At 43.1% G+C, this 12,892-nt stretch carries 13 protein-coding genes; all 13 read right to left on the reverse strand.

Going from position 1 to position 12,892, the window contains the following annotated elements:
* Window positions 1–34 precede the first annotated feature (34 nt).
* Window positions 35–496, reverse strand: coding sequence for a Fe-S cluster assembly sulfur transfer protein SufU (gene sufU, locus A5888_RS06255; protein WP_086350228.1), 462 nt, complete (start codon window positions 494–496; stop codon window positions 35–37).
* Window positions 483–1,718: a cysteine desulfurase gene (locus A5888_RS06260; RefSeq protein WP_086350229.1), complete on the reverse strand. Its 1,236-nt coding sequence runs from the start codon at window positions 1,716–1,718 to the stop codon at window positions 483–485. The genes sufU and A5888_RS06260 overlap by 14 nt, the downstream gene beginning before the upstream one ends.
* Window positions 1,715–3,001 (reverse strand): Fe-S cluster assembly protein SufD, encoded by a 1,287-nt coding sequence (sufD, locus tag A5888_RS06265; RefSeq protein ID WP_086350231.1) that lies wholly within the window; start codon window positions 2,999–3,001, stop codon window positions 1,715–1,717. The genes A5888_RS06260 and sufD overlap by 4 nt, the downstream gene beginning before the upstream one ends.
* 14 nt (window positions 3,002–3,015) lie before the next feature.
* Window positions 3,016–3,789, reverse strand: a complete 774-nt coding sequence (gene sufC / locus A5888_RS06270; protein ID WP_086350233.1) for a Fe-S cluster assembly ATPase SufC — start codon at window positions 3,787–3,789, stop codon at window positions 3,016–3,018.
* Window positions 3,790–4,154: 365 nt separating this feature from the next.
* A complete protein-coding gene (locus A5888_RS06275; protein WP_086350234.1) occupies window positions 4,155–5,189 on the reverse strand; it encodes an amidase family protein in 1,035 nt (344 codons plus the stop codon).
* Window positions 5,190–5,345: 156 nt separating this feature from the next.
* On the reverse strand, window positions 5,346–6,560 hold the full coding sequence (locus A5888_RS06280) for a phosphopentomutase (RefSeq protein ID WP_086350236.1): 1,215 nt from the start codon (window positions 6,558–6,560) through the stop codon (window positions 5,346–5,348).
* 5 nt (window positions 6,561–6,565) lie between these two features.
* On the reverse strand, window positions 6,566–7,717 hold the full coding sequence (locus tag A5888_RS06285) for a YhfX family PLP-dependent enzyme (RefSeq protein ID WP_086350238.1): 1,152 nt from the start codon (window positions 7,715–7,717) through the stop codon (window positions 6,566–6,568).
* Between the two features lie 8 nt (window positions 7,718–7,725).
* On the reverse strand, window positions 7,726–8,076 hold the full coding sequence (locus A5888_RS06290) for a PRD domain-containing protein (RefSeq protein ID WP_086350239.1): 351 nt from the start codon (window positions 8,074–8,076) through the stop codon (window positions 7,726–7,728).
* Window positions 8,077–8,087: 11 nt separating this feature from the next.
* Window positions 8,088–9,011, reverse strand: a complete 924-nt coding sequence (gene yhfZ, locus A5888_RS06295; protein ID WP_086350240.1) for a GntR family transcriptional regulator YhfZ — start codon at window positions 9,009–9,011, stop codon at window positions 8,088–8,090.
* Between the two features lie 21 nt (window positions 9,012–9,032).
* Entirely contained in the window at window positions 9,033–10,124 is a 1,092-nt protein-coding gene (locus A5888_RS06300) for a PLP-dependent transferase (protein ID WP_086350241.1), read from the reverse strand.
* 58 nt (window positions 10,125–10,182) lie between these two features.
* On the reverse strand, window positions 10,183–11,067 hold the full coding sequence (locus A5888_RS06305) for a phosphotriesterase family protein (RefSeq protein WP_086350242.1): 885 nt from the start codon (window positions 11,065–11,067) through the stop codon (window positions 10,183–10,185).
* Between the two features lie 21 nt (window positions 11,068–11,088).
* Complete coding sequence (locus A5888_RS06310; protein WP_086350243.1) at window positions 11,089–12,399, reverse strand: YhfT family protein; 1,311 nt, start codon at window positions 12,397–12,399, stop codon at window positions 11,089–11,091.
* Window positions 12,400–12,414: 15 nt separating this feature from the next.
* On the reverse strand, window positions 12,415–12,783 hold the full coding sequence (locus A5888_RS06315) for a DUF2620 domain-containing protein (protein ID WP_086350244.1): 369 nt from the start codon (window positions 12,781–12,783) through the stop codon (window positions 12,415–12,417).
* Window positions 12,784–12,892: the final 109 nt, after the last annotated feature.

Genomic DNA, 12,892 nt, shown 5'->3' on the forward strand with positions numbered 1-12,892 from the left:
GTCAAAATGTATTGATTTGTCTTCGTGCTATTGCCTAGCAGTGCAGTTGACCTGCCGTTCCTTGACCATCGTTCTCAACAGCTTTTTCCAATGCCTTCCAAGCCAGTGTGGCACATTTGATCCGTGCCGGAAACTTACTGACATTTTTCAACATAGAGGCATCGCCCAGCTTCTCATCATCAGGTACTTCGTTGCCTTGCACCAGTTGTGAGAAGGCTTCAGCCAGCTCTTCTGCTTCTGCGACCGATTTGCCGATCACCGCGTCCGTCATCATACTGGCACTCGCTGTACTGATCGAACAGCCGCTGCCGGAAAAAGCAATATCCTTGATGATATCGTCTTGAATATCGACCTGTAGTTCGATTACGTCGCCACAAGTAGGGTTGTTCATTTCGATTTTTTTGCTGGAATCGCCCAGCGTCCCATGATGATGGGGATGGCTGGAATGATCCAATATTACCTGACGGTATAGATTTTCTAATTTAGATAACGCCATCTTGGAAAAACTCCTTCGTTGCCATGATCGCCTCGATCAGACGATCTGCATCTGCTTTTGTATTATAAAGATAAAAACTCGCTCTTGCTGCAGAAGAAACATCCAAATATTTCAGCAGCGGCTGGGCACAATGATGGCCGGCACGTACTGCCAGACCTTCCATATCCAGAGCAGTCGCTACATCATGTGGATGCAGTCCGTCCAGATTAAAGGCGATCACACCTGTATGGTCTTTCGGGTCCTGTGGTCCGTAGACCGTCAGTCCCTCAATTGCTTGTAGCTTCGGCAGCACATAAGCAACAATTTCTGCCTCATGCTGATGAATCTCTTCTAAACCAATGTTCATCAGATACTCTGCCGCTTCACCCAAGGCAATCGCTCCGGCGATATTCGGTGTCCCTGCTTCGAACTTCCAAGGAAGCTCTTTCCAGGTACTATCATAGAGATTCACAAAATCGATCATCTCACCGCCGAATTCAACTGGTTCCATTTTTTCCAACAGCGCGCGTTTTCCATATAATACACCAATTCCAGTTGGTCCGCACATTTTATGTCCGCTGAAAGCAAAGAAATCTGCATCTAGCTCTTGCACGTCAACTGTCATATGCGGTACTGCCTGTGCGCCATCAACGACCATCACAGCGCCATGCGCATGAGCCAGTGCTGCCAACTCTTTTATAGGATTGATCACACCTAAAACATTTGAGACATGGGCAATGGATACAATCTTTGTTTTATCCGTGATTTGTTTTCTGGCACTCTCCATATCCAAATAGCCTTCAGGAGTGATATCGATGTATTTCAACGTTGCTCCCTTGCGAGTAGCCAACTGCTGCCATGGGATGATATTGGAATGATGTTCCATGTACGAGATCACGATTTCATCACCGGCATTTACAGCCAAATCGCCATAGCTCTTAGCTATCCAGTTCAGCCCTGTCGTGGTTCCTCTGGTAAACAGGACCTCTGCGGTTTCTCCCGCATTGATCAGCTTTCTCAGCTTCTCACGTGCGGCTTCATATTCCTTCGTTGCCCGTTCTGCTAAGGTATGGACACCACGATGGACATTCGCATTGTCGTGTTCATAATAATAAGTCAGCTTGTCTAAAACTGCCTTCGGTTTTTGAGTCGTTGCTGCATTATCCAGATATACAAGTGGCTCGTCATTGACTTCTTGAAACAAGATCGGAAACTCTTGACGAATCTTCTCTACATCTATCATGCATTCAACTTCCCTTCGATTACTTCAACAAATTCATCCCGTACTTCCTTGACTGGGATCGCTGTGATCACAGAGCCTAAGAAACCACGAATAACCAAGCGCTCTGCTTCTGCTTTTCGCAGACCACGACTCATCAAGTAGTACATTTCCTCCGGATCGACACGACCAACACTGGCCGCATGTCCTGCCGTTACTTCATTTTCATCGATCAAAAGAATCGGATTGGCATCCCCACGAGCTTTATCAGAAAGCATCAAGACACGGCTTTCCTGCTGTGCATCTGCGCCCTTCGCCCCTTTCAGGATATGACCGATCCCATTGAAGGTCAATGTTCCTCTGTCACGAATAACGCCGTGCTGCAGAATATGACCAATCGAATGAGAAGCTTTATTCGTAACACGAGTATCGATTCCCTGTGTTTGTTTTCCAGCACTGATCGCTACGACCTTGACCTCAGAATGTGAACCTTCGCCCACTAAATCAGAATCAAAATCAGCCACGACATCGCCATCATTCATCACACCTAATGCCCAGTCGATAGAAGCATCACGCATGATATGACCCCGACGATTCATATAAGTAGAAAGGTTTTCACCTAATTGATCAATGGCTGAGTATTTTACTTTCGCACCAGCTTTTGCGATCACTTCAACAATAATATTCGCTGCAGCCTTGTGCTTTTCACCAGCCAACGTCTGATATCTTTCCAGATAACTGATTTCACTATGCTCGTCAGCCACGATCAGCACATGCTTGAAGAATGACTGCTCACTAGATGAATCCTGGAAGAAAAGAGCTTCGATCGGCTCTTCGATCACTACATTTTTCGGTACATATAAGAAAACACCACTGTTCATAAATGCTGCATGGAACGCAGTTAATTTATCTTCATCCACTTGAACAGCTTTGGTCATGTAATATTCTTTCACTAATTCAGGATATTCCTGCATCGCTGAAAAAATATCCGTGAAAATCACGCCTTTGTCTGCCAAATCAACAGACAACTGTTCAAAAATCGTTGCAGTATTTTGCTGAACGATCACTGGATTGTCTTTCATCTCACCAAAATTTGGCACATTTGCAGAAGCAGGTACATAGGCTTCTGTATTTACATTAAATAATGGCCAACGATGAAATTTCACACGCTCGATCATCGGCAGTTCAAGCTCTGTCGCCTTTTCCAAAGCTGAGACGCGTAATTCATTCATCCATGAAGGTTCTTCCATTTGAGCGGAAAAGGCGTTGATTTCGTCAAGATAAGCGTTTGTATTCATATCTTTCATTTACCTTGTCCCCCTTACGCTTCTTCTTCTTTGTATTCAATACCCAATTCTTTACTGATTCCTGCATAGCCTTCCGCTTCCAGACGCTTCGCCAAATCAGCATTGCCTGTCTTCACTACTTTACCGTTCATCATGATATGCACCACATCTGGCGTGATGTAGTTCAATAGACGTTGGTAATGGGTAATGATCAATGAACCAAAGTTTTCACCGCGCATTTCGTTGACACCCTTCGCAACGACTTTCAACGCATCGATATCCAGCCCAGAGTCGATCTCATCTAAAATAGCAAAAGTTGGTTCAAGCATCAACAGCTGCAGGATTTCATTCCGTTTCTTTTCCCCACCGGAAAAGCCTTCGTTCAAGTAACGTTCCGCCATTTCTTCCGGCATATTCAATAAATCCATCTTGCTATCTAATTTCTTCAAGAAATCCATCACAGAGATTTTATTGTCTTCGTCGCGCGTTGCATTGATTGCTGCACGCATGAACTCTGCATTCGTGATTCCCGGAATTTCGCTTGGGTATTGCATCGCCAAAAATAGACCTAAACGTGCGCGCTCATCAACTTCTAGTTCCAGAATATTTTCGCCGTCTAAAAGAATTTCGCCTTCAGTTACTTCATAATTCGGGTTCCCCATGATTGCTGCGGATAATGTTGATTTCCCTGTTCCGTTCGGTCCCATGATCGCGTGGATTTCCCCTGTTTTCATTGTCAGGTCTACGCCCTTCAGGATCTCTTTATCGTCAATTGATACGTGCAGATTTTTGATTTCTAAAACTGACATGCATTGTTCCCTCCAACTTTTAAATTAAAATTTCGTTCTCATTCATTCTATCCTAATTGATAATGAATCGCAATCTCTTTGCCGTCATGATTCGCTATTTTTCATATGTTTGCGCTCTATTCAGAATGCTTAATTATAATATTTATAACTTAAGAAGAAGTTTTGATAGCAAATAATAACTAAACAAAAAATGACAATTAGTTGATTCCTATGGATGATAGCGCTTTTCTAATAAAAACGTGAAATTTTTAGTGAGAACCTCTCCGTAAATGACAAAAAAGAGCTTGGGGTATAACCCAAGCCCACATTCCTTAAGACATCTAAAACCGAATAGCTGAACACTTCTGTCCCGACCTCAATTCACTCTATCCTTCCCCGAATCCTTGCGGGTAATATTCTTCACACTCTGAAAAGTAACGAGCGTAAGGATTGTTCACCTTCGGCCATTGTTCAGCAAGCCGAAATAGCTTGCTGATTTTTTCCGGCGTCGATTCGCAAATCAGCAGACAGCCTACTGCAAATTCTTCCATCGGTATGGTGATCGCTGTTGCATCAAGCATATTGACTACACGCAGAAACCCTTTTTTCCCTTGTCGCTGTTGCTCCTGTGTCCGCTCATCAAAATGCCCTAGGACTGTATCTCCTAACCCGTCAATGTCTATCGGTCCTTCCTTACTAATCAGCACATCGCAGGTTGCCAGCAATTTTTTCAGCTTCGGCATCACCTCATCTCGGCCATCAAATTTAAAAGATAAATCTGCTGTCTCGCATTGCCCTTTCCAAGTATCCATCTCTTCTTTTGAAAAATCTGCAGGATCGTAAATGACTTCTGGGATTTCTTCATCTATCTCTTCATTAATGGGTAACGAGAAATACACGACCTGCTTCAGCAAAGCAAACGCTTCTGTGATAAATCCCAGAGATGGTTGAAAAGCAATACCATCCGTCGATACTTTAGCTGCAAGTTTCTTCCTATTTTCCTGATCCAGCAGTGGACTGATAAAACCGATCAAGTTGACCGCCATTGCCGGAGCCAAGACCGAACCGCCACCATCTGTTCCAATACCGATATCATTGATGCCTAAAAGGACATTGATCGCTGTCCCACTAGATGAACCAGTCATCGGTCGTCCTGTATAAGGGTTTTTCAATTGAATATCCACTGCTCGTCCAGCTACCGAAGCCTTATCCAGAGTATGGAGGTACACATCAATATCCTCCAATGATTGGATAAATGCCGGCGAAATCTGACTACGATTTTTGACTCCCGCATAATAAACAGCTTCGGTCTCTTGAAAATGATCAATAACCATTGGATACACTTTTTCTACAGAATCATAGGGATTTTTTAACGCAATAAAGCTTTTTTTTGCCCCATCTATTGCAGTAGGTTTCTTCATCTGGGCACACTCCATCCTATTTTGTGAACATTCCATACCTACTAAAACAAAAAAGGTCGGAAGATAGCTACTCCTCCGACCTCCTATTTTTGCACTTTCTATTCGCACGTACTAAAAACGTCAATTACTATCGTCGTTTTCAGACCTGACTTAGTTTCAATCAAAAATCTTATTTAAAAATGATGTACCATGCTGTGGTGCAGCAACGTCAAAATACTCTGCAACGGTTGCACCTACATCAGCAAGTGTTTTCCTTTCCCCGATTTGTTTTTTCTCGATGCCTTTACTGTATACCAACAGCGGCACACGCTCTCGTGTGTGATTGCTATGACCGATCGTTGGGTCATTCCCATGATCAGCCATGACGATCAAGACATCGCCCTCTTCTAGCTTAGGAAGCAGTTCTTTGATCCGACGGTCACTGAGCTCCAAGCGGTCTGAGTAACGCATCACATCTTCCGCGTGCCCTGCCAGATCGGTCTCCTGAATATTCAAACAGATAAAGCCATGTTGAATTTCCTGTACTTCCCCAAGCAACGAATCAAATAGCTCATCGCTATCCACACCAGGAAATAAATGACGACTTGCTGTTTGAACAATATCAGCGACCTTGCCAAGTAAAGAAACTGTCACTCCCGCCTTGTCCAAAATCGTCGGTACCTGTACATTCTTATCGATCCCATAGCCTAAATGAACGACTTGATACCCATTATTATAGACACCGGATTCTGGTGCATCCACACCTGCAATTTCGTTATTCTTCACTTTTCGAGCAGCCAACAAATCATTTAAATCCACTTGCTCTCCGCCAAAAGTGATCACCCGCGAGACCTGTACAACTTCACGGACGCAATGCCCGATTTCCTTTAAGGCTTCATAGGAAATCAAATCCAGACAGCCGGTCACATTATAAACCTGACCATAGTCTGTTTCTAAATTATCCCCCACTGTGACACAGTCATTAACAACGAGTATCTTAGGCTCGTCTTCTTGCCCAACGCGACGAACAGAGTAGCCGTGAGCTGCCAGTGCTTCCTCCACGACATCGATTTTTGCATTGAACGGCTGAATCAACGGAATTTTAGGCGTTGTACCCATGATTTCCTGATGTCCAAGGAATGAATCTGCCCCGTGATGTGCCAGATTCGCTGTTCCCCAATTTGCCGTCTCAGAAAATTTATGCTGCTTATATTCTTCACCGATCGCATTCATCAAGCCCAGTGCTTCTAAGGTTGGAAGCTGAATCGTCGGATTTTTCTCTATGATATGCAGTGCTGTATTACTGCCTAGATCCCTTGGTCGAACTTCTTTTACATCAGCCATAGCGCCTACACCATAGCTGTCTAATACGATCACTACAAAACGTCCCATGGGTCTCACCTTCTTATTCTATTTCCTTGACTGTCAAAAATTCCTTCAAGCTTGGGACTACCACTTTGAATACCGGAAACAACTGCTACATCACTTCTGGTAACAAAGATTTGTGTTCGAAACGCTGCGATAACAGTAGCACCGACTTCGTGTTCCTGCTCCGCCTGTAAATAGTAGTCAATGTTTTCCGCTGAGAACGGGATCATTCGATCCAATCGTTCCTCTGTTCCACTGACCAAAATGTTTTCTAAATGTCCTCGGCGATAATAACCACCACCATAAAAATAGCTATGCTGATCTAACGTATGAGAAATTTCGCTGACATAAACCATTGCCGGCACTTCCGGTAAATCCAGCTTGGCATGTAACGGCGTTGTTCCTGTCAATGCGTGACCAGGCTCCCCTTGCGTTCCCCCAAGTTCCTTGATGAACGGAATTGTACGGACACATGTTGCAGAGGGGATATTCAGCTCCAATTGCTCAATGCCATGCTTTGCAAATATCGCTCTGGCCTTCCTGATACTTTCCACATTATGAGTCGGTATCAGTTCCTCTGTTCCATCAAACAAGAAACATGGAAACGACGTTAGACCGGCAAGCTCAATCTGCTTCATTTCGCGACTGGCTTTGATCAGCTCCGGCAGATCAGCCAGATGAAAACCGCCATACTGCCCTTCATAGATTTGGTCGTCAGCCTCTACGATTTTCACCAAAATACGTTGAGTGACGCCTAACTCCTGACAAATAGAATCGATCTTTTTTAACATTTCTAAAGAGTACACAGTCAGATAGTCTGGCCGATGAGCAATGATTTTCTTCAACAAATGAACGGGGACCTGTACCAGATGCCCAACATTTCCAATTGGCAAATCATTGTCGATCATCACCAAAGCTTCTTTAAAATCAACAACGACTGCTTTATCGATGCCAGCTTTTCTAACGGCCTGTGCAACGAGTGGATTGCGACCCAATTGCTTTGTCATATAAAATAAATCAATACCCGACTTCTCAGCCTGCTGCTTCATAACCGCAGCATTCGCCATGATACTGTCTAAATCTAAAATGTAGGTATCCGGTAATATTTGCCCAGATTGATGAAGCTGCTTGGCTACATCAATCAGCTGGGGATTTCTTCTACGTACTACATCTAAAAACATCCAACCCCCTACCCTTCATTCAGCATATTGCATATATGCAGGTAGAAGTAGTCCAGCTCTGAGTCATCAAAATCAATAGCCGCCAGCTCTGAAAGCTCCTGCCATAATGATTGTGAGTGTAAATACTGAGGATCGCTAATGATTTGTTCTTTGATAAACGGCTCAAGCGCATTGACCTTTTCCCCACTTTTCTGACGGGCCGCAGCCATCGCCAAATGAGTCAGGAACACATCCGCCTCTTGCTCCTCTTTAATCACCTGTTTTTCCTTCAGATACTCACACACTGCTAATACATAGTTATGGACCTCCGCATCAATGATGCCGGATTCCTCTAATACAATCAATTTTTGTCTAATCATAGTACCTCCTGCTAGTAGCGGGGAACCATTTCTCCTGCAGTCACCTGTTTTTGAATCAACACGATCTCTTCTTTCAATAAGTTGTTTTTCAAAATTGCCTGCATCGCCTGATCGTCCTTATGACAAATGATCACAGCGGCACTCATATCTTCTTGAATTTGTGATGCTTCCAAAAATTTATAATTCATATTCTGATAGTTTTTATCCACGATTTCATCATAGTTCCAGACTCCAGCGTCGATTTTTTGCTGATTCAAGCCATGGATCAATTGATGCCCGGGCATTTCAATAAGCTCGACCTCAAAGCCGTCTGTCAGTGTCTGTGTCAGAAGCTGTTGGTCATATGAGCTGTAGTCGATCCCGACCTTCATCCCATTTTCTATCTGATTTTTTGAAACATCGGCAAATAAAAGGATATGCTGTGAAAGATAGGTATGTTCCCCAAAATCGCTCACAATTTGAATTGGTTCCTTCTGAGCAATTGCTTCCTTCGCTGCAAAGCGTGAAACAACTGCAAAACGATAGGTTTCTGTACAGATCGAACGAATTCTTTCCTTTGACCCGCGAATATAGGCCATATTTAGTTTAATATTTTGCTGTTCAAACGAGGAATACAATCCTGTTGCAAAGCCTTCATAAAGCCTTGAGTAAGGCAGAGGCATTGTTCCCAGAACAGACTCGGAAACAGCATATTCTTGTAGAATGGAATAATTGATATCAACGAGAAATGTTCCTAAATGTCCTCGGCTCTCGCAAATAATGGCTTGTTTTTCTTTTAAGAAATTCAATGCATTTTGAACTGTTCCTCTTGAAACATTGAATTTCTTTTGGTATTCACTGACGATGGGCAGTTTATCCCCTTTTTTCAGCTGAATCAAATCAGAAGCCAAGTAATTGGTCACGATCCCCTTTTTCTTTAGAAACATCTCATTCATTTTTCCATTCACCCTTTTCTTTTATTTCTCTATCATCGCCTGTTGTAAAATACGAAGAATCGTATCTGCTCCTGCACGCATCGGATTGATTCGAATCATCTGCTCCTCCGCTTGCGGATCGGCTGCTCGAAAGGTTCCGGAAATGCGATAGAACATTGGAACAAATTCATACTTTGATTCTGCACCAACAGGATTTGGTGCAGCCCCTAGCTTCTCAGCGGCTGCAAGAACCTCCTTCGCTATCGGCTGCTTCAATTTGACGATGACAACCTTTGATTGTGCATTGACAATAAAGGCTTCATCTACTCCAGCTATTTCACCACTGTTCAATCGTTGGCAAACTTCTTCACTGACTTTTGCTGACAACGCCAGAGCTACAGGAGCATAAATCATCCCTTGTAAAACGGCAATGCTTTCATGCCCTTGGACCTGACTGCCGCCAGAATAATTTTCCTTACGCAATCGATCAATGTAGCCTTTTTCTCCGACTATACAGCCGATGCCTTCCGGCCCTAATAGCTTAAATGTTGAGAAACAAGCCAGCGTTCCACCGATTTGTGCTCCGATTGCCGGAGTCTTCAATGTTGAATAATTATCATCTGTAATGATTGGAATTTCTTTGTCGACCGCACGTATTGCCGTGATCAGCTCTTCCAAATCATACGAATCATCTAGTTTTTGCCTGGTTACTTGTATTAAAATACCGTCCAGACCGCCAGCAGCAACAGCCTTCTTGGCTGCATCAAGATCATTAAAATCAACTGCTTTTGTCTGAATTCCCATCATTTCGATCGAGGTTTTTGTGGTTGGATAAATTGGTGCCTCATGCACCAGCATAGTTCCGCCAGTTCCTATTGTAGCATGTAATGCCTGTCGAATGGCACTTGTTCCGGCACCTCTGACCAGCATCGCTGCTTCACAGTTAAAAAAGTTTGCCAGCACCTGTTCCACTTTTTTGGTCGTGATCGGTTGGTTCAACCCTTGAATAACGCCCAAATCACCACGAGTCAAAATCTCGGTTCCGGTAAAAACCTTTGTCACCTCGTCCACTAAACGAAACTGCATTTGTGCAGCCTCTTCAACAGTCAAGCTTGCTAATGGATATACATTCATCGTACTTTTCGCTCCTTCATTCGATTCTTTTTTATTCATGCATCAAACAGAGCTGAAGCTATCGCTCTGAAAAGAATCGCTGTGGGTTTGTGACCAACATTTTTTGAATGAAGTCTTCAGATATCCCGTTTTCCTTCATCATTGGAACAAATACATCTAGCAAATAGGAATACCCGATACCTTCTTGATATTCCAAATTCGATTTCCTAGTAATATCCATTGAAAGAAATACCTTGTCTGTATAGCCTGCTGCCTCAATCTGTTGAAGCATCTTTACACGCTCGATATCCGGCAAATAGTTTTCTTTGCCAACGGTATCAAACTCGACATAGACACCTTGCTCCAGCATATGGAGAACATACTCGCCACTGCCATTCAAATCAACATGCCCAATAACGACTTTTGATAAATCCACATCGTTTTCTTTGAAAAACGCCACTTGTTCATGACCAAAGGTTCCGAGTGTTGTATGTGTCGTAATTGGCACGCCTGTTTTCTTTTGTGCAATGACCGCTGCCTGAAAGACCTTTTTCTCTCGCTCTGTCCAACCATCCTTACTTGAACCAATCTCACCGATAATCTGCGCTTTTATCGTCGTATCCGCAATACCTTCTTCTATTTCTTTGACCATCAGCTCTGCCAGCTGTTGGGTGGAATAATCGTCAACAATTTCAGGTAAAAAGCGTTCTGTATAAAAGCCTGTTGCCTGAACAATATTGATTCCGGAAGCCTCTGCTGCTTTCTGTACATACAGGGGATTTCGCTTCATATCCATGACTGTTACATCGACAATATTTCTTACACCTTTAGTATACAATTTTTTGTATTCTTTGACAGTCTCTTCAAAACAATTTAAATTCGTATCATCGATATTTTTTATCCGAGACAGATCGATCGTCGTGTGCTCATGCATATACGTGATTCCTTCTACTAATACCGCCATCTACTTCATCCCTTTCACTACTTAGCCTACCGGTGTGAACAGACCCACTAAATAAAGAATATTTACAATAATACCAAGACTGATTGCTGCTACTGGTCCTACTGCCAAATCAACGATCGGTTTCTTCGCCGTCTTATTCAGTAACGAAAGACCAATTACCCAGAAATAACCAATACCAGGTGCAATCGATTCAGAGGCCATCGCCCCACCAATCAACAACGCAACTTCCAATACCTTATTCATAGATGTTCGAATGTGTTCACCCATTTCACGTACGCCTGGGAAACGATCCAAGCCCTTCGCCATACCACTAAGAAGCATGATTTCTACAAACATAACAGCTGCTCCTGCTACAAAAGCAACAATCGGATTCCCTCTCAATAAAATACCGACAACAAATACAAAGGTTGTCCCTGCAGGACTATATACTCCCGTAACGATCGCTGTAGAAAAGACTAATGGGATAAATCCAATCCCACGCGCGAATGCTGCTAACGCTGCTTCACTAAATTTCCCTTCACTCAAAAGATTCAAAGAGATCGGGTCTCCGGCAATCATTAATAAGCTTGTTGCCGCACTGACCAAACCACCAGTCAATGATAACAAAATCCAGTTTTTCTTGATACGCTGCACCCGCTCAAGGAAAATACTCATCAAGCTCTGATTGGAATCATTTCCATCACTTTTCACCTGAATAGCGAATACGATCATGAAAATCATCCCAACAAGTAAAGACATTCCTTCTGCACTCAGTGTAAAGCTTGTTCCGTTACCGATATTAAAGGTTCCAAACTTTTTCACTGTGAATAACGTCAGCATAGTTGCTAGAAAAGCAATTGCTCCTTTTTTGAAATTATGCTGATGGGCGATCGCCACTGCCGGAAAAATTGAGAAGGCAATAACGACTGGTGATCCTACCATTGATAAAGAATCAAGGAAGTTGATCGGTAGTTTCGCAAACAAATCAACGACTGCCTGTAATCCTAAAACGATGCCCACACCATAAATGGCTCCGACCGCTCCGGAAATGATCATCCCTTTTGTTCCTTCCGGTGACCATGAACCGATAATATCTGTCGCCAATAAAATACTATGCACCAAGATAATTGACGCCCCAATCGATACTGGAATACCAAAACCGATAACCAAGCCGAAGCTTAATGCAAAACTTGTTGCTGCAATTTCTTTTTTTCCGATTTTCCCTTCAAGAAACTCCGGAACGATCGGTCGCAGCCCATCATTAAACACTGCGATTCCACGATTTGCCAGAATCGAACATACGCCTCCCAACAAAGCAATAACAACCAATTCCATTACCTTAGATCCATCCATTTCATTTCCTCCTTGCTATTCTCCCAGTTTTCCCAGCTCATCCATCAAAATCGGTACAACGATTTCTTTATGCTGAGCAGTAAAACCAAACGCTTTCTTGCCATTACGAACACTTTGGCGAATATCTTCTTCATCCATGACTTTTCCCGGCATAGAAACAGTTTCACAATTTTCTCTTCCTAATAAAGCTAATGCCATCGCCAAAGCGCCACCACCACCTGTATTGCATGCACCAAGATAAAAATCTGCCTGACCAGATTTGATCGCCATTGCAGCGTCCAAATCACTTTTCACTTCAGAAGTGAAATTGCCATCTGCATACTTCTCAACTAATGCTTGTACCTCAGCCTTGTCGATCTGTCCGCCAACTACGATTTTCTTCATAAACCATTCCTCCTGATTTAACTATTCTCAAAATACATTTTTTTGTATATTGGTTGGTAAGATTACGAATCGTCTACTATGTTCTACGATCCATTCAAAATACATTTTT

Origin of the sequence: Enterococcus sp. 9E7_DIV0242, from assembly GCF_002140975.2 — a bacterium.
GTDB lineage: Bacteria > Bacillota > Bacilli > Lactobacillales > Enterococcaceae > Enterococcus_L > Enterococcus_L clewellii.